Annotated in this window: 15 protein-coding genes; 2 read left to right on the forward strand and 13 right to left on the reverse strand. The window is 46.9% G+C overall.

Features of this window, described 5'->3' with window-relative positions; genetic code table 11:
* Nucleotides 1-311: 311 nt before the first annotated feature.
* From RIC07_RS28590 to RIC07_RS28600, 3 genes are all read right to left on the reverse strand, one after another.
* Nucleotides 312-4913: a two-partner secretion domain-containing protein gene (locus RIC07_RS28590; protein WP_446397472.1), complete on the reverse strand. Its 4602-nt coding sequence runs from the start codon at nt 4911-4913 to the stop codon at nt 312-314.
* 777 nt (nt 4914-5690) lie between these two features.
* Nucleotides 5691-6413, reverse strand: a complete 723-nt coding sequence (locus RIC07_RS28595; protein WP_446397473.1) for a peptidylprolyl isomerase — start codon at nt 6411-6413, stop codon at nt 5691-5693.
* Nucleotides 6414-6459: 46 nt separating this feature from the next.
* The gene (locus RIC07_RS28600) at nt 6460-6633 is read right to left on the reverse strand and encodes a hypothetical protein (protein WP_446397474.1); all 174 of its coding nucleotides are present in this window, start codon (nt 6631-6633) and stop codon (nt 6460-6462) included.
* A gap of 306 nt (nt 6634-6939) precedes the next feature.
* Here RIC07_RS28600 and RIC07_RS28605 point away from each other — a divergent pair, with 306 nt between their 5' ends.
* A complete protein-coding gene (locus RIC07_RS28605) occupies nt 6940-7242 on the forward strand; it encodes an STAS domain-containing protein (RefSeq protein ID WP_446397475.1) in 303 nt (100 codons plus the stop codon).
* Nucleotides 7243-7537: 295 nt separating this feature from the next.
* Here the strand turns inward: RIC07_RS28605 and RIC07_RS28610 are convergent, their stop codons facing one another.
* The 9 genes from RIC07_RS28610 to RIC07_RS28650 all read right to left on the reverse strand — a co-directional run bounded on the left by RIC07_RS28610 (nt 7538) and on the right by RIC07_RS28650 (nt 21428).
* Nucleotides 7538-10234 (reverse strand): NHLP bacteriocin export ABC transporter permease/ATPase subunit, encoded by a 2697-nt coding sequence (locus tag RIC07_RS28610; protein WP_446397476.1) that lies wholly within the window; start codon nt 10232-10234, stop codon nt 7538-7540.
* A 102-nt stretch (nt 10235-10336) separates the two neighbouring features.
* Nucleotides 10337-12550 carry an NHLP family bacteriocin export ABC transporter peptidase/permease/ATPase subunit gene (locus RIC07_RS28615; RefSeq protein ID WP_446397477.1) on the reverse strand — a complete coding sequence of 738 codons (2214 nt, stop codon included), beginning with the start codon at nt 12548-12550 and terminating at the stop codon, nt 10337-10339.
* Nucleotides 12551-12878: 328 nt separating this feature from the next.
* Nucleotides 12879-14324, reverse strand: coding sequence for an NHLP bacteriocin system secretion protein (locus RIC07_RS28620; RefSeq protein ID WP_446397478.1), 1446 nt, complete (start codon nt 14322-14324; stop codon nt 12879-12881).
* Nucleotides 14325-14419: 95 nt separating this feature from the next.
* Nucleotides 14420-14656 (reverse strand): hypothetical protein, encoded by a 237-nt coding sequence (locus RIC07_RS28625; RefSeq protein ID WP_446397479.1) that lies wholly within the window; start codon nt 14654-14656, stop codon nt 14420-14422.
* A gap of 425 nt (nt 14657-15081) precedes the next feature.
* Entirely contained in the window at nt 15082-15327 is a 246-nt protein-coding gene (locus RIC07_RS28630; protein WP_446397480.1) for a bacteriocin, read from the reverse strand.
* 300 nt (nt 15328-15627) lie between these two features.
* Entirely contained in the window at nt 15628-15786 is a 159-nt protein-coding gene (locus tag RIC07_RS28635) for a hypothetical protein (protein ID WP_446397481.1), read from the reverse strand.
* Nucleotides 15787-16605: 819 nt separating this feature from the next.
* Nucleotides 16606-16821 (reverse strand): hypothetical protein, encoded by a 216-nt coding sequence (locus RIC07_RS28640; RefSeq protein ID WP_446397482.1) that lies wholly within the window; start codon nt 16819-16821, stop codon nt 16606-16608.
* 604 nt (nt 16822-17425) lie between these two features.
* Nucleotides 17426-20926 (reverse strand): sister chromatid cohesion protein PDS5, encoded by a 3501-nt coding sequence (locus RIC07_RS28645; protein WP_446397483.1) that lies wholly within the window; start codon nt 20924-20926, stop codon nt 17426-17428.
* 43 nt (nt 20927-20969) lie between these two features.
* A complete protein-coding gene (locus RIC07_RS28650; protein ID WP_446397484.1) occupies nt 20970-21428 on the reverse strand; it encodes a helix-turn-helix transcriptional regulator in 459 nt (152 codons plus the stop codon).
* A 96-nt stretch (nt 21429-21524) separates the two neighbouring features.
* Here RIC07_RS28650 and RIC07_RS28655 point away from each other — a divergent pair, with 96 nt between their 5' ends.
* Nucleotides 21525-21677 carry a hypothetical protein gene (locus RIC07_RS28655; RefSeq protein ID WP_446397485.1) on the forward strand — a complete coding sequence of 51 codons (153 nt, stop codon included), beginning with the start codon at nt 21525-21527 and terminating at the stop codon, nt 21675-21677.
* On the opposite strand, the gene RIC07_RS28660 is transcribed toward RIC07_RS28655, so the two are convergent.
* Nucleotides 21653-21913, reverse strand: a complete 261-nt coding sequence (locus RIC07_RS28660; RefSeq protein ID WP_446397486.1) for a DUF4278 domain-containing protein — start codon at nt 21911-21913, stop codon at nt 21653-21655. The genes RIC07_RS28655 and RIC07_RS28660 overlap by 25 nt on opposite strands.
* Nucleotides 21914-22793: the final 880 nt, after the last annotated feature.

Genomic DNA, 22793 nt, shown 5'->3' on the forward strand with positions numbered 1-22793 from the left:
CTGGAGTGTCACCCAGGTGATTATCATTCTCATTCACTTATTCATTCTCAATAAGCCTGTCAATAAGCTACCATCTTTTTGAGACTTGAGGGGGGAAATGCTTTGTCTGCCAAGCTTTTGAGCTGCTTGTCACCCCTTCAGGTAGCAGCGATTTCAATCGCCTCCTTATGCAGGAGGCAATCAAGGCGGATTTGCTATGACACAGCCAAAATTGTGGAAGAGATTTGACCATTGAATCGGGCGCACGTCGGTGCGCCCCTACGTTTCGGAATTCACCAAATCAGGTGTGCCGAACCACTACCTTTTTACCGTTACTCCCCACACAGGCGACTCATGATCACTTTCCCATTGGCTAATCGATATATCCCCGTGGGTTCAATAATCGGATCACCCATTTTCCAAGGGCGACGAGTTGAAGACGACGATTCTTCCCCATCTCCAGAAGCAGGAATTGACCGCACCGTCCCAGTTTGATAGGGTATATCATAAACATCCCCAGGGCGAAACGGGATACCCCCTGTACCCGTAATAAAGAAGCTACCCCGTTGGGGTTCATGGCGACGGGCGATACAACTTTCGGCAATTAGTTCGTCGGTGTCGATTCCATTGCCCGATAACTGAATGAAGCTGTTCTCAATAAAGCCAGTGTCGGAGGTGATGGTGATGACGCCTTCGATAGCACCCGTGGCATTAATATCCACGCGATCGTTATTATCTAAGGTACGAGGATCAGTACCTTTGGGCGCTCTTTGGTAGTTTTGACCGAAAAAGGCGGGAGTGGTGAGGGTGATATCGCCGCCTTTTCCATCACGGGCAAATGCTAGGATATCGCTGTCATCTAGGGCGATAATCGAGTCAGCCGTGAGGGTAATATTACCGCCACCGCCAGCACCGGAGGCAACGCGACTGGTGATGTCGCTATCTCCAAACAGGCGGATATCAGCAGCGGTGATCGCAATTGCACCCCCCGCAGACTGTTCTGTTGATGTGGCAATGGTGCTATTGGTGGCGGTGAGTTGTCCGGTATTAATCGTGATATTCCCAGCTTTTGCTGCACCTGTTGATTGGGCGGATAACTGGGCTTGATTGAGGGTGAAGGATTCGGTGGCGTTGATGGTGATATTCCCACCTAAGCCGTCTGGGTTGGCGGAGGCGGTGGAGGCTGAGATCGTTGCACCGTCGGCAATGGTGAGTCGTTGGGTATCAATCGTCAGGTTTCCCGCTGCACCCTCACCTGTGGTTTCCACGGCAAGTGTCCCAGCACCGCGAATGGTGATGGCTTCCGGTGCGCTGACTTCTAAGTTTCCGCCTCTACCACTGCCAGAGGTGGAGGCGGAGATGCGGGATTGGGGCGCTAAGGTGAGGTTGAGGGTGGATTGATTCTGATAAGGTTTTAGGGTTAAGGTGCCGGCGGGGGTTTGTCCTTGGGTGTCGGCAAAGACACCGACGATTCCGGCTAAATTCATCGTGGAGGCGTTTAAGGAGATACTACCACCGCCTTCGGGATTCATCGCGGTATTCGTGGCGGTGGCGGTGATGCGGGCGGTGTCGGAGAGGGTGAGGCTGGGGGTATTGACAATAATGTTGCCGGCTTTGCCTGTGTCGCGGGTTTCGACAGACAGAACCGGGGAAAAATCATCCACACCAAGACCGAGATTCACGGCGGTGGTAGCATTGACGGTAATGGTGCCACTATCGCCACTACCTTCGGTGAAGGCAAAGATTTCTGCGCCTCTGGCGATGGTTAGGGTGGAGGTGTCTAGGGTAATCGTGCCAGCGTTTCCAGTTTTTGTGGTTGAGGTGGTAATGGTGCCTTCTCCCTGAATGGTGATGGCATCTGGCGCTTTTATCTGGATGTCTCCCCCGGTTGCTTGGGTGAAGGGGGAATTAGTGGAAGCGGAAATTGAGGTTTCTGGTGCTAGGTTAATCGTGAGGTTTTCTTGGTTGGGGTGGGATTGAAGGGTAATATCTCCCGCCTTGCCAGAACTTTCGGTGGTGGTGGCGATGTTGGCGCCGTTTTCTAGGGTTAATTCGGGGGTGGTGAGGGTAATGGTTCCGGCAAATCCTTGGTTAGTGGTGCCGGCAAATAGTCCACCGCGTTGAGGTGTGTCTTGGTAGGAATACAAGCCTTGGAAAGTTATGCCACCGCCGGCATTGATGAAGATATCTCCGGCGTTGCCGATGTTGCTGGTGGTACTGATAATTTGACTATTATTGAATGTGACTCGACCTGGGCTAGTAATCATCACATTTCCAGCTCTGTCACTACCATTCGTGTCACTTTCAATCGAACTGTTGTTGAAGGTGAGATTGTCTGAACTGGTAATTGTGACATCGCCGGATTGTCCTTGACCGCCAACGTCCGGGATTATGGTTTCAAACACTATTTTTTTGGTGCTGGGGTCAAAATCTACTGGTACTCGTGCGTCCACACGCCTGCTAGTCAGGATACGGGTATTGGTCACAGATAAATCTCCAAGCCCATTTATTACAACATCTCCAGCTTGCTCCGAAGACGATAGGGTTAAAATTTCTAGATTTGTTATATTGTTTTGAGCTTCTAAAATCACCTTTCCCCCACTTCCGGCTTCTCCTGCTTCAGAGACAGCGAAGGAAGCCAAAAGTGAGTTAGAAGAATTTCCGATAATATCTCCATCTCTAGCGATCAGGGAAATTGCTCCCCCATTCCCGACCTTTCCCGACTCCGAGTACGCGAACGAGTACAATTCATCAAAAGAGATGCGATCGCGGGCATCAATCGTCACATTGCCGGCATTTCCCAGTCCCCTAGTGGTGGCAGATACTCTACCCCTCCTAGTCGCCGAAAACGCCCCAGTTGTGATGTTGATGTCGCCTCCGTCACCTCTTGCTGGCGGTTGATCCGTATAGGCATTATTCTCCACGGAGCTGAAGATGCCACTGGCATCTCCTTGGCTATTCTCTCCATCTATCAAAACCTGCTCGCGGGCATCAATCGTCACGTTGCCAGCATTTCCCAGTCCCGAAGTTGTGGCAGACACACTACCCCCCCTAGTCGCCGAAAACAACCCGGTAGTGATCGTGATGTCGCCTCCATCGCCTACGGCTTGTCCCAGATTAGGATAACCACTGTATTCATTACTATCGACAGAAGTCAATATCTGGCTGGGGGTTCCATTGCTCTGCTTCTCCCCATCTAAGGAAACCCTATCGCGGGCATTAATCGTCACGTTACCCGCATTCCCCTGTCCTCTAGTCAGGGCACTCACTTCAGCACCCCCCGTTATCGAAAGCGACTCGGTTGTGATCGTGATATCACCTCCATCGCCTACCGCTTGCGTCCCATCATCGCCAATACCGACTGCGGTAAATATCGCACTAGCAGCTTGATTATTTTGATTTTGTCCGTCTAGGGAAACCATATCGCGGGCATTTATAATCACGTTACCTGCATTCCCCTGCCCTCTGGTAATGGCATTCAGTTGAGCGCCATTGGTTACTGAAAGCGAACCCGTCGTGATGTTGATATTGCCGCCGTTGCCTATCCCGTTCGGTGCTACGGCGCTGAGTATTCCACTCGCACCAACATTTGCCCCATCTATAGAAACCGCATCGCGGGCATTGATAGTCACTTTGCCCGCATCCCCCTCGCCAAAGGTGATGGAATTGAGTTGAGCGCCATTAGTCATCGAAAGTGACCCAGTCGTGATGTTGATGTCACCCCCCTTGCCTACTCCTGTGCCGGCAAAGGAGTTGAGTATCCCACTGGTGCTTGCATTGTTGCCCGCCGAATCAACAGAAACTATATCGCGAACATTGACATTCAAGCTGCCCGGATTCCCCTGTCCAAAGGTACTCATAAACAGTTGAGAGCCACTGATTAAGTAGAGCGAGTCAGCCAATAGATTTATATTTCCACTATTACCCGTGCCACCCGGATCGACTTGATTGGAAATCAGACTTGACTCCCTGAGAGTGACTGTCCCTGTCGCCTCGACGGTAATATCACCTGCAACAGCGCCAACCGAACCCGAATTTTGACCGATTCCAGCGGCAAGACGGGAACCGGCGAACATATTGATGTTACCTGCATTGACAGCAATACTACCGCTGCCGCCAGCTAGCACGTTAACTAGAGCTTGATTGGTAAGCGAAACATCAGCTCGTGCTACTTCATCGGGAAAACTCAAGGAAAGAAGATTGCCAGTGTTGTGAGCGCTCAACTCTACTGTTCCTGTTCCGGCTACTCCTCCTAACTCGATTCGACCCCCCGATGCTTGAAGCTGCCCGCCGTCCATACTCACATTACCGCCAACCAGTGCTAGGGTTTTACCTGGATTCACCTGGAGATTAGACCCCTGTACCTGAACATTCCCTGGATTGCTCCCATATTGCAAGCCCAAGGGTACACTAATCTGTAGTAGAGGCGGTGCTTGAGGGTTGGTTGCACTGAATTCACTGCCATCGGGAAACGTGAAACTGTTTGCCGTAGTTCCCAGAAATGACCCTTCAATATCTAAACTGGCATTGAGTCCAAATAAAATCCCATTGGGATTGAGTAAAAATAGATTCGCTTCACCTAAAACCCCTAACCTGCCCAATATAGTCGAGACATTATCCCCAGTAACACGGGAGAGGATATTTTCTATCCCATCAGGATTCGTAAAATAAACCCCTCTCCCTTCGGCGACATTAAACTCTATGAAACTATGAAAAAGATTCGCGCCGCGAGTTGCGCCCCCATCAATTCTGTCACTAAGTATTTCCCGAATTATATCAGGAGTAACCACAGAACCTTCTGCCCCCAGGGTATCATCCGGTATCACCTGGGCGAAAACGCCCTCATTTCCCCCAGTTGAGAACATCCCCACAACCGCCACACTACCGATAACCAAAGACTGCCAACGGCGAGTGAACCAGCCTAGAGTAATCATGGGAAACCTCTCCTGAGCGAGTAAGGGGATTATGCTGAACTCAACGGGGAAATTAGGTATCGCATACTACCAAATAACCAAAAACCCATGGTGGGTAAAACGCTGGACTTTGGACAAAACGCTTACAGGCACTACATCTAGGGTAAAAATTTAGAAAGCTTACGCTATATGCAGTGTAAAAATCCTATTTGTCCAAAGTCCAATAAAACGGCAAGGTTGAGTCAACACAATTTAAGGGAATCAAGCCCTGTTGATGTTGATTTATATAGTATAAACCGAATTATCCCATAGTTTTACAAAAAAAGTGGGCGCTCTCTAAACTACCCCAAGCCTACCAAATCCGGGGAACGCTACCCCCGTTATAAACCAGTCCTTACCTTGCGGACGAAAGTTTGTGTAGCAGCGATTTCAATCGCCGTAGCAAAAGGGGGTAATAAAGGCGGATTTGGTATCACCCGGTTTTCAGACACCAATACCCAGGGGTAAGCTGTTTGGCATTTAAACATTAATGTCAACAATGGCTCTCATCCTTGTAGTGCGTTAAGCGAAGCCATGCCGCAGGCTTTGCATCTTGCTCGCTACCCATTCCCAATTTAAATGCATGACAGCTTATAGCGCTTTGCGCTGTAATAAAGTACAGTAGTCGCTCAAAGTCCCCCTTTTTAAGGGGGATTTAGGGGGATCGACAATGTACCGCATAGCCGAGCAAACTGCTGTATAAAATAACAACACCAATTGTAGGGCACGGCAATGCCGTGCCCCTACTTAGATGTCAATTCAGATTAATTCTGCTTGATTCATCTGCTCATATAACCACGCCTCAAACAATTCATTCAGCAACCGCTGGCGCATCGCTTCATTCAACTGCGCCGGAATCAACTTCTCTAATCGGACAACAGTATACCCATCTTTTGCAGGTTGAGGCGACCAAACTTGACCCGATTGACTACTGCGAAGTAATCCCGCTAAATTAGGACTCAGACTACCTAACTCAACTGGACCAATCAATCCCCCCCATTTCGCCTCTGATCCTTGAGAAAATTCACGAGCCAATTCAGCAAAGATTTGTTCCCCTTTTTTCAGACTCAAATAAAGTTTAAATGCCACAGCAAACTCCTTCGTCTTTAAACAAGAATAAACCACTCGATCTAACTCTCGTTTCCGCTGACGGAAATAATACTCCAATTGATGTCCCCAAGTCGCTTGTTTAAACATTTCCAATCGAATCCGCCGCCGGAACACCGCTTCTAATTCAGCCTGACTCATTCCACAACGCTTTAACCACGCTTGGAATTCATGTTCCCCCTTCAAATTATTTCGTTGACAGAATAACTGACAAGCCTGAAAAACGTCCTCATCGGTACAATCAAACGGCGCGATCGCCTGATTAATCAGACTCTCCCGTAACCCTGGCGGAATCAGCGATAAACGAGCAACCTTATTAGTAACTTTTTTATCAGTACTGCGGCGGTTTGGGTGGTGTAAAAAGGTAGTCATCATCTTGCTCAAACCCTAAACAATAAAACAGGTAAAACTAACGAATTATTTAACGAATCAAAATAATCAAAGCTGAATTCAGGGACTGTCCTGGGTTCACGTTTCGCCCAAACACAAATTCACTATAGTCAGCTAGATTATCAAGTCCTAAAAGGTTCAGAATAATTTCAGTGACTAGCCAGAGGGTGGTAGTAAAAACGAGCTTCTTCCAATGAATCTGCATGGCTTTTGTCTCCTAAACTCCCTGGTTTATTGCGTTTCTGGGTTTCAACAGGACTCATTAATTAACACAATAAAGAAAAGAGAGAGATAATGCATTCACCTCTTCTGCCAACTTCCTGGCACAATTGCGTTAACCCGATTGCCGAAAACTGCAATAGCCATGGCTAAATCCTGTCAGGGCTAGTTCTCAACTTGGCATTCAACCTGGTAGAAAACCTTAATCCCTTAACTCAGCGAGTTGTTTATTGTAATTATCAAATGAATCCTAATAATTTAAATCCAACTCAACCGTTCAGTCAGAGATATAATGCAACTTAAACCCGCTACTCCCTCAAACCTACGACCCAGCACCGTGGTACTCAGACCCAGTGGTTGTCTGGATAGTGCTCGCAGTCCTGATTTTAGGAAGTCTCTAGAACAAGCCTTAGACTTGGCGACGGATACCGTGATTGTAGATTTACTATCCGTCAACGTAATTAAAGCGGAAGGAATTCGCAGCCTAATTGTGGGGATGAAACGAGCCGCCGCATTGGGAAAAACCCTGTCTTTAGAATTTGTAGACGCCGTGACGCGGATGATTTTGGAAGAACAATTACAGGATTTAAGCTAATAAGTGTCATTTGTCCTTTGTCATTGGTCATTTGTCCTTCGTCATAAACTGTCATGCATTTAAATTGGGCATTATAGCAGTAGACACATCGATTAGGACAAAGGCACCATTGTAGAGACGTTGCATGCAACGTCTCTACATAAATGATGTGTCCTAACAGCTATGGCGGTTGCTATAGTAGCGAGCAAGATGCTCGCACTACAGGGATTTCGCTATTATTAACATTAAGATTTAAATGCCGAACAGCTTATCTCCCCCATCTTCCCCATCTTCCCCATTTCCCCACCAGCAAGCCCTAAGCCATTTGCCGAACCATCAACTGAGCAAATAGCCCCTCCACCGCCGCCAACTCCTCAAACGTTCCCTGTTGCACGATCCGCCCCCCTTCTATAACATAGATACGGTGAGCATGGCGAATCGTGCTGAGTCGATGGGCAATCACTAGCCGAGTCACCTGTAACTGATCCAAACTCGCACTAACAATCCCTTGAGTGTGATTATCTAAAGCACTGGTCGCCTCATCAAAGAGTAAAATTCGCGGTTTCAAGACCAACGCCCTAGCTATCAGTAACCGTTGCTGTTGTCCCCCAGACAAATTCCCGCCCCCCTCACTAATTACCGTATGCATTTCCATGGGCATTGCTGCAATATCATCCGCTAACCCCGCCATCCGCGCCGCTTCCCAGGCTTCATCCAGAGTAATTTGAACCCCACTGGCAATGTTCTCAAAAATACTCCCAGACAAAATCCGTCCATTTTGCAGCACCACACCCAACTGTCGGCGCACAGCATTACTATCTAGACCCGATAAGGCTTGACCATCATAATCAATTGTTCCCGACTCCGGGGTTTCAAATCCCAACAATAATCGAAACAGCGTCGATTTCCCACTCCCAGAACGCCCGACAATGGCAATAAATTCCCCAGGTTCGGCATGAATACTCAGATTATCCAGGATCAGGGGAGCATCATCCCGGTAGCGGAAGCTCACCTGATTAACCCGAATGCTACCCATCAGCTTACCAGGATCTGCCTTGCTTAAACTCACCTCAGGTCTCGTTTCGACAATCGGCTGGAGACGTTGCCATTGAGGAATCACTTGCAAAATGTCCAGGGTTGTGTTACTTAAATCCGTAACCCCTTTAATAAACGTGCCAAAGGCGGTGTTGAACGCCAAAAACGTGCCAATGGAGAGTCCCAGATTCCCTGCGGTTTCCGCCGCCTCTAGCCGTTGCATCGTCAACCAAAACAGTAGCCCCGATGCTAGGGTAGGCATAACCGTATTGAACAGCGTCACACTATCCTTAATCTGCTGGGTACTCAGATTCAGCTTCACTTGGCGACTATAGTTTTTACTCCACGCCGCAAACGCCCGCCCTTGGGCACCGGCGATGCGGAGTTTCGCCATACCGTTAATCAACTGCACCGTCTGTCCGAAAATTGTCCCCTGAAGGGTTAGCAGTCGATAGGTTTTACCCACCAGCAAGGAACTCGCAATGAGAGTCAAAGCAATTGCCACCACCGCCACGACAACCGCCACCCAAGCCAATGGCGCACTATAGTAAAATAACAGCGCCAAATTCAGCCATGCCAAGACAGCACCAATCAAATGAATCACCGTCGTACCACCGAGTTGGCGGCGGATTTGACTAATGGAGGCGACACGAGACTGTAAGTTCCCCGCACTGTAGCGACGGAAAAAATAGACTGGTAAATTCAGCAATCGTTCCCAGACAGCGGCTTGGGTAGAGGTATCCGCCACCGTTTCCACGCGCAGCAGCGCCAACCCTTGAGCAAACAGAAACAAAGCCGTTCCCATCGCCGCCACCAAAAGTCCCGCCCCAACTTGCCATAATAAAGTGCGATCGCCATTGGGAATCGCCTGATCCATTAAAATAGCCGTAGCTTGAGGCGTAAGCATACCCAACAGGGCGGCGGCTATACCGGTGCCGAGAACCATGGGCAAGTCCTTAGCCTGCCCCTTTATGCTAAACTGTAAAACATCCCACGCCGTCAACACCTTATCCGGCAGCGTCCGATAAAACATCCCGGCAAAGGGAGTCAAGGTTGAGGCATTCCGGGCAGTTACAGCGGTGCGAGTCCCCAGCACAGGGTCAAAGATGTCGTAGCCTGTACCTTTCCCAGGCAAGAGGACAACAAGCTGATTATCACACTGTCTATAGCCAACTAAAACCCCACAATCCCTTTTCCACCAATCCTCTCGCAACAACACCCGCCGCATCTGAATCCGAGAGGCTCGCATAATCCCCTCCAAGGGTTCCCTCAACCGTTGGACATCTTCCGATTGACTCGGAGGGCGGATAGGGACACCCAACGCTTTTCCCACAGCACCCGCCGCCACTAACAAGGGTGAAGGGTGCAGGGAATAGGGGGTGGCTTGGGTTGCCAAGGTTGATGCCAATTCCCCGATGGCTTGGGCATTGACCTGACGATTCAGACATTCCTCGGCTTCCAGCCGTTGCTGTTGTTCGCTGTACTCTCGTTCTTCCTGGCGCTGAATCTGGTCAAATAACTGAGCCTGAATCTGGGATAACGTTTCCACCAGCGCATCGGGTTGAGACGTGATTTCGGCAAGTCCCTGACATCGGCTCTCGGTTTCGCGATCGCAGTATACAGTATAAACCTGTTGCACCCAACCCGCTATCCAGTTCCTGACGTTGTTATCCCCCTTAGTAACCAACTGGCGAAACCATGCCCCGTCCAATTTTAGCAGTTCGGTCTCCCCAATCGGTACAACCAACAATTGGCGAAAAGACCCAGAAGCGGTGCCAAAAAGTGCGGCGCCAGAGTCACAACTAAATAGATAACGCCGAGTCCCTTCAATCACACCTTGGTTTACCTTAACGGCAAATAGGGCAACAGAACCCGACTGCACCAGCCAAACCGTCTGCGGGTCATCTAATAAGAATGGCTGATTCCCGTTAACTGTGTAAACTTGTCCCGGTAACTCTCGAACTGTTGGTGAAATCATTGGTTTTGAAGTAGGTATTAGGTGGACACAATTAAAGTTAGCGGTGGAGATTAGGGAACAGGGAACAGGGAACAGGGAACAGGGAACAGTAAGGTGCCAAGCTTACCCTTGATTTTGAATCAACGTTGAATACACACCCTCCACCTGCCACAACTCTTGGTGAGTCCCTCGTTGCACAACTTTTCCCCGTTCCAAAACAATAATTTGATCACAATCTCGAATCGTACTTAATCGGTGTGCCACAATCAAACAAGTACAGCCACGCCGCCGCAGATTCTCGTCAATCATCCGTTCCGTTTGGGCATCCAAAGCACTCGTCGCTTCATCCATAATCAAAATAGAGGGATTATTCACCAACGCTCTCGCAATTTCCAACCGCTGCCGTTGACCGCCACTTAAATTAGCCGCATTTTCGATCAATTGAGCATCATATCCTCCAGGTAGCGACAGAATCACATCATGAATCACCGCATCCTGACAAGCGCGAATGAGATTTTTTTCCGGGATTGTGGGATTCCAGAGAGTCAAATTATCCCGAATCGTGCCACTAAATAACTGAATCGTCTGCTCAACCATTGCCACAGAATAGGTAATAATTTGATCGGGGATCTCAGTTCTCGGTTGACCATCAAAATAAATAGCCCCTAACCACGGTTGATACAGCCCACTGATCAATTTAGCCAAAGTAGATTTCCCCGAACCACTACTACCCACCAAAGCAATTCGCTGTCCCGGTAAAACCTTGAGACTAAAGTTTTCAATCAAGGGGGGATCAACTCGGCTATAGCCAAACGTAATCGCCCGTAACTCAACATAACCTTGTAACTTTGGATGTTGAATCTTCAAGTTAGCCGATTTTGGCTCAACCTGGGGGTCAATCGGGTTACACAAGACATCATCAAGGCGAATTAAATTCCCCTCCAGTTCCTGAAGCATACTAGCAAAACTAACTAAATTATTCACCGGCAATAAAAAGCCCTGCATTAACCCTTGAAATGCCACCAGCATCCCAATACTCAGATATCCATCCATCACCCGCCACCCGCCAACCACTAATAAAACTAGGGATGAAAGCGCCGATAAAACGGTGGGTAATACAGAGAAAATTTGATTAGTAACATCCAATTCCTGCTGAGAATTGATCGCTTTAGTGTAATATCCCGCCCAACGAGAAAAGACATCGGACTCTAAACCCGAAGCTTTAACCGTTTCAATACTTTGAAGCGCCGCAATAGACGCCCCCGCTGCCTTACCATGCTCTTGAATTAAGCGTTGATTTGCATCTTTGCGTTTCCGGGAGACGGACTGTAAGATAAAAACATTCACAGCCGCAAACCCAACGACAATCCCCGTCAAAATTGGGTCATAGTATACCATAACTAGCCCATAAAAAATCACCATCACGGCATCAATTATCGTCGTCGCCAACCGTCCGGACAGCACCTCCGCCACTTGGTCATTGAGACGACTACGGTAAGTAATTTCTCCCGCAAATCGTTGGGCATAAAAACCAACGGGTAAGCGCAGAATATGCCAGAGAAAGCGACTGGACATTCCCACAGACAGTTTCACCTTCAGACGGCGTAAGTAGCGCAAGCGTAACTGAGTCAGTAGTCCTTGGAGAATCGCCGTAATCCCTAAACCAATCAGTAACGGACGCAGCCATTGTTGGCGTCCCTGAATCAAGATTTCATCAACAAAGATTTGGCTAAAAACAGGAATTGCCATGCCCACGAGGGTCAATAAAAATCCTGCCACTATGCAGTACATTAAAGCGCCCACTGTCCCCTGAAGCCGTTCCCACAAGGCAAGCATGGTGCTAAATTTGCGACCCCCTTTGACAAAATCAGAATTGGGAGTCATCACCAGAACAATACCGGTATAACCGGCATCAAATTCCGAGAAAGACACCGTTCGTGGACCCGTACCCGGGTCATTTAAGTAAATTTGTCGCTTGCCAATTCCTTCTACGACTAAAAAGTGATTGAAATTCCAAAAAATAATATAAGGAGGGCGCAAATCTTGAAGGTCTTGGATTTCCTGTTTATAGCCTTGGGCGTCAAGTCCATAGAGTCTAGCCGCTTTCAGAATATTCGCCGCTTTACTACCATCACGAGACACGCCACAGGTTTGCCGCAATTCAGGTAGGGGAACGATGCGACCATAGTAACTTAAAATAATGCCCAAAGCAGCCGCACCGCATTCCCCGGCTTCCATTTGCAACAGCGTGGGCGTTTTTACCCGCCTGGGGCGACGTTTTAGTCGTTTTTTCAGGGAGTGAAAAGGGTTAAGGGATGTCACAGATACAGGAGTCATTATTCTAATTTTAGGGGCTACCAGTCTCACCCTTGGTTATCGAATCGGTTGCCAGATGGATAACTCATCACTGGGCTTTAATTAAAAAATAAGCCAATAAAATTCTCAATGCAGTCCCAGTTTCTGCCAAGGTTATGGCAAGAAGGGGACAGATTAATTACACAATCCGGTGATTGCCCTTGCCGAAAACTGCCACCCTCGTTTACGTCAAAATCGTGTCACCTTGGTTGTGGTGTGGCACAGCTAAAATAGGGTTTTGTTTGTAGTGAGAACTTTAGTTCTCGCTCCGCCTAGCTGGAGAGGGCTAAAGCCCTTACTACGTACCTCTTTAATAAATGCCACTACTCGACCTAAGAATTGGTAATATAAACGTAATCGGCGCTCGTTCTTCCACCGTCACGCGAACGGTAGTGGTGGTTCCCGAAGAGATGTTGAGTTGAGGTCCTTGAGAAGATGACCATTTGTAACCACTAAATGTTGTAGAATCAGGATGAAGGTCAGCGACAACTTGCATCAGTCCGGCTGGCTGATTGGAGACCAAATCGGCGACTATTTCTGGATTACCGACAACCTTCGCTGCTGCGGCTTGGGTGATGGGAAAGGTGGAAATATCTTTAACAGTACCCACGATACCGCCAAAGCGTTCCCGCTTCACGGTTTGGGGCGTGATTTGTAGCGTCATACCGGGTTTAATTTTTTTGCCGTCGCCAACGGAGAAATAGGTAATCCCCACCATTTCGCTGTCGGGATTTGCCGCATCTAGGGTTGCCAAACGAGTTCCCGGATTGACCACTTGTCCAGGATTAACCGCGAGTTCGACAATGCGTCCGCTGTGGGGGCTGATAATTTGGCTATTATCATTTAATTGTACTTCAAGTTGGGCAATGTCGCGCTGAACTGCTTGAATTTCTTTCTGGCGCAGGGTAACGGCTTCTAAGTCTTCTTGGGCGAGATTGGCTTGGCGACTCTCAAGGGCTTGGAGTTGCGATCGCAAGTTGGCGATAGTACTCAGGTTATCACGATAGGCTTTTTCTTGCTCGGTTGCTGTAACATCGAGTTCTTTTAACTGGGTTTGGAGTTGAGAGATTGTATCCTGATTCTCTTGAACTTGCACTTGAGCATCTAGCAGCACATCATGAGTAATTACTCGTTCGGCAAAAAGTTGCTGACGGATGTCTAATCTCTGTTGATAAATAGGAGTCATCGCCTGAACGTGCTGTAAGCGTTGTTGCAGGCTTTGGTGTTGTTGTTTCAGGGATTCATTACTGGTTGTTTTAAGCAATGGGGTGAGGGATTGGAGTTCCTGAATCCGTTGTTGTAGGTATTGACGTTGCTGTTGAATCGAGTGTTTTTCCTGTTCAATTCGCAGGGCTTGCAGTGAACTAACGGCTTGGTTTTGGGACTGGAGTTGGGCAAGTTTATTTCGTTGCTGTTGGAGTTGTTTTTGGAGTTCAGTTTGGTTAATGGTTCCCAGAATTTGACCTTTTTTAACCCTATCGCCAACTTCGACAGTCAAATCGGATAATTGCCCGGAATTTTTGGATTGAAGCGGTACAACATTGCTGGGGTAAACCAAGACACCGCGCCCTTCAATCGTGATGGGAATGCGTCCGTAAATACTCCAGAGTCCCGCAGCGGCGACTAAAGAGGTTAAGGAGAGTAAAGGAAGCCAACTTTTGGGGTTGACGACTTCCATAAGTTGGTCTAGCCGTTCGGGAGAGGATAAACGTTCTAGAGATTTTTCTCGAAATAGGTTGTGTTTTTGAGTCAGCATGATTGATTCAGAAGCATCCCCCGATTTGACGTCGGGGGACTGTTAATTACAATCTGGTTAGTGTCAGGACTATGCATTAAGCTATAGTCGATTTACTATAACCATTTAGGTAACCGATCAATCATATGCCGTGGGATAGCAATAAATCCGCCAGCTACAGTTTCCAACTGTTCATCGGATAGTTCTGCCGCCCCAAGGTTAGCTGTCAAATTTTGGGTAAATTTCATGGCTTGGACTTCATCTAAGCTTTTTCCTCCCGTTGTTAATGACAACGACTGTTGCTGAGTTTTCGATTCAGACATCTTGGCAGAAAATGGATTGATGTTAGACATTTACTTTTCTCCGTTATTTTTTGGGATTCTGAGGACTCTTGTATTACAAGAGATAGACTGTTCTATCTTTTGGCGTCCTACTACATTAATACTAATCGCAATTCCTTCTGATTGAGTAGTACTATTTTTTGTTAAAGTAGGATATTTATTAAAAGAAATATATTGATGTAAAAAAAATACACAAAATAAAAGCAAGCCAGCTTCTGGAACTGCCGACTTACCTAACTTGGTCTATTTGTTCAGAAAATTATAAACGCTCTAGCAATTTTTATCAAAATAGGGTGTGTTTTTGAGTCAGCATGATTGATTCAGAAGCATCCCCCGATTTGACGTCGGGGGACTGTCAATTACAATCTGGTTAGTGTCAGGACTAAGCTGTTATGCATTTAGTTTTTTGACCTGAAAACCTTGAAGGAGTCTGGGCTTCAGAACAGCGTATAATAACCGAATTTATGGAGGGGATTAGACTTATACCGCCGATACCATCCACCAGATACAGTTTCCAACTGTTCATCGGATAGTTCTTCCGCCCCATGGCTAGCCGCCAAGTTTTGGGTGGATTTCATCATGTGCGCTTCCTCTAAACTTTTTCCTCCCGTTGTTAATGACAAGGACTGTTGTTGAGTTTTAGATTCAGACATATTGGCAAAAACTGGATTGATGTTAGACATTTCATGTTCTCCATTGTTAGTTTTTTAGAGGGGTGAGGACTCAACGTTTTATTTGAGGAAGAACCACTGCCCTCTCTCATGGCGTTCTACTGTCCTACTACATTAATAATAATTTCCACCAACTCTGATCGAGTAGTACTATTTTTAGGTAAAATAGGATATTTTTTATAATTTATATTTTTAATAACCGTGAATAATTTAAAAAAGAGGGTATAAACTACCCTCTACTTTTGCAAAATTTCAGTCGCTTTTAAAGCGATTAAGCTGTATTCCAATTAAATTGCCATAACAGCTTCAATTTTACCACCTGTTTCGTGCAAATAGACCCCCGGCAACAGTCTCCAATTGTTGGTCGGATAACTCTTTTGCTTTTTCCTCTTGAATAGGTCGGACAAAGACTGTTGTTTTAGAGCCTGTAATGGCGACTTTATTGGCAAAAAATTGATTGAGTCTAGACATGATATTTTTCCTCTTGTAGTTTGGCATTGAGCATTTTGGAACTTAAAGCTATCCTGGGTTTTGAAAAGATTATCTTTTCATTTTTGCTTTAATCCTGCTCTATTAATAATTATAAGGGTTATAGGTACAGGTTTAATAGGACAAAATTTAGCTAATTTATTTGGCTAAATATATGTTATGTTCAAAATTTTTAAGGATGTAAAATAACCAAATTTTCATAGAATTATAGCGGTACTAAGACAGGTTAGGACATTCTTTACTGTTAAGAGTTCCCTGTTCCCTCTTGGGATAAACTGATGTCCTTTCCGTACCTCGTAGTGCTATAGCGTTTTCAAATGAGTTGTGAATAGAGATTGTCCTTTCTTTGTTTTCAAAAAAACTCCGTATCTCTTTCCCCTATTGCCTATTCCCCATTCCCTATTCCCTTTTTACCAAGTTGCTGTGTTGACGACTCAAATGAAAACACTATATATTGATGCTTGCTTGAGAATTGACATGGATTCTTTATCTCCAAAACGACAAATTGCTGTTGTTCCTATCCTTGAACGGTAATCTATCCGGGTGAAAACCTGTTCTTTAATTAATACGATAAGCCAACTAACTCAAGAATGCATTCCCTGTTTGTGCCAAGGTGATGGTAGAAACTGGACAAGTCAATGACATAATACTGTCACCACCGTTGCCGAAAACTGCAAACCCTAAACTTGAACAGAGCCATCAGGATTCTCTGCATCTGAATTGTGGCACCATTAATTGTATTGGGTTTCAGCGCGTCAACCCAACCTACAATTTCACTCAAGTTAGTTAAACTGTTATCAATCAAAGGATTTGGGAACGTAATTCCAATTGGTACAGTTCGCGAGATTCTTGTCGTACATCTCCTTCCATTGCGGCTTGCTGCAACTTCATGAAGGCATTGAGTTCGTCTGGTTCATAAGTTTTGGTTTGTAAAAGCTGCCGCAGTTGTTCTTCAGTGGCTAAGGTTAGATAACCAATTGTCAAGGCTTTTTGAACTAAATCACGAATCGATAACATATTACCACCTAAAGCTGAAATGAGTAGATGCTGGATTTGAGGGACGCTTTTTCAGTTATGTCCGCTTGATTTATACTATATAAAAATTAAAAAATGAGGCACTTACATTTTCGGTCAACTCTATTACTCAAATGAACTCATTCAGTTACAGAAACCGATAACTAGCTTGGCAGAAAAGTATAAGTAGCAACCCGGATAGTCGCACGACACGAGTTTCGCAATTATTCTTTTCAAGTAAGTGGGTAAAGAGATCCCCGACTTCTTTAAGAAGTCGGAAATCTGGCTTGGATATACTGTATTAACCTGAAATATGCTGTAAATGACGAACAGCTTACCCGACTTCTGGGATAATACCAAATCCGGGGAACTTTACCCCCTTATAACCCAGTCCGCGTCGGCGGACTACCCTTCGGGAAGGCTTCGCCTATGTTTGTGTAGCAGCGATTTCAATCGCCGTGGCAAAAGACGGTAATAAAGGCGGATTTGGTATAAGCTGTCACGAATTGGGAATGGATAGCGAGCAAGATGCTCGCACTACAGCAAGGATTTCGTCATTATTGAAATTAAGGTTTAAATGCCGAACAGCTTATCTGAACTCTCAACTCTAATGGTGTGGTATCTGCTGGGGAAATGCTATAGACTGGCTCTCTATCTGAATCTCAGTTGGAGCCACACCCGTTCGTTGATTCAGTTCCTTTACCACAAAGTTAGGCACTCCAGCTTGAGCCAGACAACAATCTCGCACCGCCAGCAAGAAGCCTTGAATCGCAGCAGGTGTTCCTTCTACATAGTCGGCTTTGTTTAAGAAATTGCGCCATTTTTGCTCATCGCTGCCGTAAATATCAACTACGTGCAAACCCGCTAAATATTCCGCGATGGGATCAACCGCAAAACGGACTTGGTCTTGAGCCGGACCAATAATTTGAATTAAACCCAGACGTTCTTTAAGATGATTGAGATGTTTTTCGGGTTCATCGCCTCCTAGGGCGTTGAGGGCATCTTGGCGTTTGGCTGGTGTGGGTCGATATTTGAGTCTTAGACATTCCCAAGCGATGATTTTGGCATCTTTCTGTACTGTGCAGTTATCCAATGTATCGCTGACGACATTTTGGTTCAGTTCATTCAAGTATGAGAGCATTAATTCAGGAATATTGTCGGGTAAATCCTGTTTACCTGTGCCTTCTTTAGCCGCAATCATCTGTTCAGCAAACAGCCTTGCCAGTAGCACTGTAATATTACGCTGTCCCACCATCAGAGAAAGTTGCCGACAGGCATCAAAGTATTCTGCATCGTCAAATAAATCCCGCTTACCCTGTTTAGTGAGGTAAGCTTCCATAAACGAGGAAAGGCGATTACCGGCAACTCGCATCGGTTGAATTTTTGTCTTCGTCACACCACCCAGTTTTTCTGCAAATCGGGAGGTGACAATTAAACTGTTAATCGGGAAATCAGGCTGAGCCGGACAGATAGCACGGCGAGTATCTTCGTTCATTTCTGAGAGATGATCCACAATCACCAGAATCCGCCGACGTCGCAGCAGACGTTCTAGGAGTTTATCGGGTATTTTTTCTTCGATGTCAATTAGGTCTTGCAACTGCCCGTTAATGGTGTCCAAAAGTAGGGATTGCGGTGATTTATCGGCGGCTTCAACATTGAGATCCTGTTCAATGAGTACAGGTAACATCTGGTGTTTGCACAGACGTTCAGTTTCATCCTCTGACATTGCCCAGCGAGCGATTTGACAGGCGAGGCTGGTTTTTCCGGCTCCTCCTTCTCCCCAGATGAGTAAGCAGTCTCGTTGTTTTTTAAAGGTGGAGCGTAATTCTTTACCGGTGAGATTGGCTAGGGTTGTACCATTGAGAGTAACGGGCATGGGAATATAGACTTGGCGGTTTTTGACGGTTTCTTTGTCCTGAAATTCGGCTTGAGCGGATTGGATATGTGCCTTGACCCAGGCATCCAAGACTCTGGGGTGATAATGAAAAAACTGGATCATCAGAGCCGTGCGAAGCGATATCTTAAAACCGCCTAGGTTTGGGGGTAATTCGATAACATCGGTGTGTTTCAGGATTTGGTTGAGTTTCAACAACCACAAGGGGCGCAGCCAGAGGAGGATTGACCAAAGGGATGGAACACAGATTAGGTAGACTATTACTCCCATTGCCCAGGGATTCTGGCGAATAAAATTGGAAAAGTGAGCGTTTTGTTGGTCTTTCAGGTCTGCGATCGCCCGACGTACAGCGCTAGTCTCTTTCTCTGAGAACTCCGTTTGATTAGCTTCCAGAATCTTTAGGGCTTTCTCCAATTCAGATCTTGTAGACGCTAATTCTTTCGGAGATAGTGTGTTTACGTTGTCCTGAAGGCTATCAGCCATCAGTTTTAGAGCTGAAGCCGCATTGCTACGAATATCCTTATCTGGGTCTTCAAGCGCTGCTCTTAAGTCGGGGATTGTCTCTTTGGCATCAGCGCCAATATCCCCCAGTGCATAAGCGGCGGAGCTACGCACCTGCACATCCTCATCGTTGTCTTTGAGAATTGCTCTCAACTCCGGAACAGCGTCTTTGGCATCAGCACCGATTTTCCCTAAAGCACTAACTGCATTGGATCGCACATCTGTATCGGAGTCTTGGAGTGCTTTTTGCAAGTCGGGAACAGTCTCTTTAGCATCAGCACCGATACCTCCCAAACCAGAAGCGGCGCCGCCGCGCACGTACTTCTCTGAGTCTTTAAGTGCCGCTTTCAAGTCGGGGACAGCCTCTTTCGCCTCAACACCAATTTTTCCCAAAGCATAAGCCGCATTTCCACGCACGTATTTATCGGAGTCTTGGAGTGCTGCTCTCAAGTCGGGAACAGCCTCTTTCGCCTCAACACCAATGGTGTACAAAGCTAAAGACGCACTTCTACGAACCTGTACTTCCTTGTCTTCTTTGAGCGCTACTCTCAATTGGGGAACCGCTTCCTTCGCTCTGATGCGTCCCAGCGCATCAGCCGCCCAGCTTCGCACCTGCGCCTCCTTATCCTCTTTGAGGGTTGCGATTAAATCAGGAACCGCCTCTTTCGCATCATGACCGATCATTTCTAAAGCATAAGCCGCACTTCTGCGAATATCCTTATCTGAGTCTTGAAGTGCCGCCCTCAAATCAGGAACCGCCGCTTTCGCATGACTGCCAATCCTTCCCAAAGCCCAAGCTGCATTGCGACGCACATCCTTATCTGAATCTTGGAGTGCCGCCCTCAAATCAGGAACCGCCGCTTTCGCATCAGCACCAATGCCCCCTAGCCCATCAGCGGCACTGCTGCGTACTCGTGCATCTGTATCTTGGAGTGCCTGGATCAAATCAGGAACCGCGTCTTTGGCATCATGACCGATATTACCCAGTGCTGAAGCGGCACTGCTGCGTACTCGTGCCTCTGTATCTTGGAGGGTTTCTATCAAGTCGGGAATAGCATCTTGAGCGTCATGACCGATACTCCCCAGCGCATCAGCGGCGCTGCTGCGTACTCGTGGCTCTGGGTCTTTAAGCACTACGATTAAGTTAGGAACAGCATCTTTCGCTTGAGAACCGATATTCCCTAACCCATTCGCGGCACTCCAACGGACTTGCTCTTTGTCTGATTTTAACCCTTCCAGTAGATCCGGGATAGCTGCTTTTCCAATTCTTCCCAGGGCATTAACGGCACCTTGGCGAACTTGCAAATTCTCTGACTGTAGGGCTTCAATGAGTTGGGGGATAGCGGGTGAGCCAAGTTTTCTTAATGCATCAACCGCGTCCTCAACTAGAAATTCATCCGCTTTTTTTAAGTTTTCAATTTCTGATCCAATTTCCGCCTTTGTTGGTTCTTGCGCCCAAGTATTACGGGTTAATCCGAATAGGGGTACAAGACAGAGAATAGTAGTTGCGATCGCGAATTGGGTTGTCAAGGCTTTTTTTCCGGTGAAACGTCGTCCTTGGTTCGACTGAAGCCTTGTTGGTAATGATATCTGATTTTGTGGGGGGCTGGCATGATTACTAGGGGTGTCGCTGATATCCACGCGATCGCGAGATTTGGCTAGGGAGGGATTGGGTGTAATCCCTGAAGCATGAGGTGGTTTGGATTTTTCCATGGTAGAGCAATGAATTAAGGGTAAACTATTGAACGTCTAAAACCTAATCAGAAGTCAGTCGATACGATTTGCCATGGGATTGATGCGCTTTTCTCCAGGCTTGGGGTGGTATGCCGTTAAGTTGGCGAAACTGTCGAATAAAATAGCTAGTATCGAAATAGCCCACAGCTTCTGCGATCGCTTGCACGGATTGACGGGTTACCAAGAGTAAGCGACGGGCTTCTGCCATGCGCCGCTGAATAATCCAGCGACATACCGATTGTCCCGTCTGGCGTCGCACCAAGTCGGTTAAGTAAGCGGGGGAGTAACCCACAGCTTGGGCGACATCGCGCAGGCTAATTTGTTGGTGATAATTGGCTTCGATAAAGTTAAAGCATTCACGTAGTTGGGAAATGGAGGGAAAGACGAAGGATTGGTTTGTTGATGAAGAGGTGTGAGCCGTAAATTCTCTAACAATAGTTCGGGTTTGGGTGTCATTTTCAATGATCAGAATGGTTTTCATGAGAAACCTACTCCTGTTGCTTGATTTTAAGTCGAGGACTATTTAAATTGGCAATGGGTAGCGAGCATCTCTCCCATTACAAAGATTTGGCAGTTGTTGACATTAAGGATTAAATGCCGAATCGCTTACCTGTTTGCCCAGTTGCTGGCGTTGGTCAATCTGTTCTCTGGGGTTGAGAAGCAGGTTGTAGTTTTAGCGATCGCGAACGGAATGGGTGGCGGCTATCATCGAGATGAGGCGCGACTTTGAACCCCTTGTTTTGGCTTGGAATTTAATGGTGAAAGCGTGGATTTCCAACCCCAGACAGGGCTAATATAAGAGATGCGGCGATACTTGAGTTGTCGAATTCCTTCCACAGAAAGGGTGTTTTTCAGGATAGGTTTGCGCCAAGGCTTCCCTCGATAGTTGCCAACCGTTGCGGATTCAGTGCTGGGAATTGCAGTGGGATTTTTAGAGTAAGGAACGCCACGATAACAGAGTTGCATTGGCTTAGTTTCTCCTGGGAATAGCTAAAAATTTGCTCTTTAATTAATACGATACGCAAAGAAACGAAGCGATGCATTCACAGTTTCTGCCAAGTTGATGGTCAGAACTAGACAACGCTATGGCGCAATCCGGTCATTGACCTTGCCGAAAACTGCCAATTAATACGCAAAACCTCTATTTGTAGGGTGTGTTAGCGCAGCGTAACGCACCTTGAACACTAGGTTTGGGGAAGGAGCGATCGCAAGTATTAATGTTTGGAGAAGTTGGGCAGTTAAAAATTGGGGAAGGATGTTTGTGGCGGTGCAATCAGGGTGGGTTGGATTATCCAAATACACATAAGATGTAGGGGCGCACCGACGTGCGCCCTCATCCGATTGGGGAATACCCTAATGTGATAAATTGTGATTGGATAAAGTTACCTATCCCCCTAATTTAACCTCTGGTGAAATTTAGTCGGAGATAGATAATAGGGTACAGCTTAGGGATAATTGATTCGGTAGGGGCACGATACTATCGTGCCCTGATCTAGTTCTCTTCAGCGGGTATTTATTTGCTATGACACAGCCAAAATTGTGGAACAGATTTGACCATTGAATCGGGCGCACGGGGCGTGTTGGGCGCACGTCGGTGTGTTGGGCGCACGTCGGTGTGTTGGGCGCACGTCGGTGTGTTGGGCGCACGTCGGTGTGTTGGGCGCACGTCGGTGTGTTGGGCGCACGTCGGTGCGCCCCTACGTTTCGGAATTCATCAAATCAGGTGCGCCCAACCACTACCCTTTTACCGTTACTCCCCACATAAACGACTCATGATCACTTTCCCATTGGCTAATCGATATATCCCCGTGGGTTCAATAATCGGATCACCGATTTTCCAAGGGCG

Source organism: Coleofasciculus sp. E1-EBD-02 (genome assembly GCF_040218245.1).
In the GTDB taxonomy this organism is placed as follows: domain Bacteria; phylum Cyanobacteriota; class Cyanobacteriia; order Cyanobacteriales; family Coleofasciculaceae; genus Coleofasciculus.

Excerpts from the sequence above, each read along its gene's own strand:
- RIC07_RS28590 (WP_446397472.1), bottom strand. The coding sequence starts at position 4,913 with ATGATTACTCTAGGCTGGTTCACTCGCCGTTGGCAGTCTTTGGTTATC.
- RIC07_RS28595 (WP_446397473.1), bottom strand. The coding sequence starts at position 6,413 with ATGATGACTACCTTTTTACACCACCCAAACCGCCGCAGTACTGATAAA.
- RIC07_RS28600 (WP_446397474.1), bottom strand. The coding sequence starts at position 6,633 with ATGCAGATTCATTGGAAGAAGCTCGTTTTTACTACCACCCTCTGGCTA.
- RIC07_RS28605 (WP_446397475.1), top strand. The coding sequence starts at position 6,940 with ATGCAACTTAAACCCGCTACTCCCTCAAACCTACGACCCAGCACCGTG.
- RIC07_RS28610 (WP_446397476.1), bottom strand. The coding sequence starts at position 10,234 with ATGATTTCACCAACAGTTCGAGAGTTACCGGGACAAGTTTACACAGTT.
- RIC07_RS28615 (WP_446397477.1), bottom strand. The coding sequence starts at position 12,550 with ATGACTCCTGTATCTGTGACATCCCTTAACCCTTTTCACTCCCTGAAA.
- RIC07_RS28620 (WP_446397478.1), bottom strand. The coding sequence starts at position 14,324 with ATGCTGACTCAAAAACACAACCTATTTCGAGAAAAATCTCTAGAACGT.
- RIC07_RS28625 (WP_446397479.1), bottom strand. The coding sequence starts at position 14,656 with ATGTCTAACATCAATCCATTTTCTGCCAAGATGTCTGAATCGAAAACT.
- RIC07_RS28630 (WP_446397480.1), bottom strand. The coding sequence starts at position 15,327 with ATGTCTAACATCAATCCAGTTTTTGCCAATATGTCTGAATCTAAAACT.
- RIC07_RS28635 (WP_446397481.1), bottom strand. The coding sequence starts at position 15,786 with ATGTCTAGACTCAATCAATTTTTTGCCAATAAAGTCGCCATTACAGGC.
- RIC07_RS28640 (WP_446397482.1), bottom strand. The coding sequence starts at position 16,821 with ATGTTATCGATTCGTGATTTAGTTCAAAAAGCCTTGACAATTGGTTAT.
- RIC07_RS28645 (WP_446397483.1), bottom strand. The coding sequence starts at position 20,926 with ATGGAAAAATCCAAACCACCTCATGCTTCAGGGATTACACCCAATCCC.
- RIC07_RS28650 (WP_446397484.1), bottom strand. The coding sequence starts at position 21,428 with ATGAAAACCATTCTGATCATTGAAAATGACACCCAAACCCGAACTATT.
- RIC07_RS28660 (WP_446397486.1), bottom strand. The coding sequence starts at position 21,913 with ATGCAACTCTGTTATCGTGGCGTTCCTTACTCTAAAAATCCCACTGCA.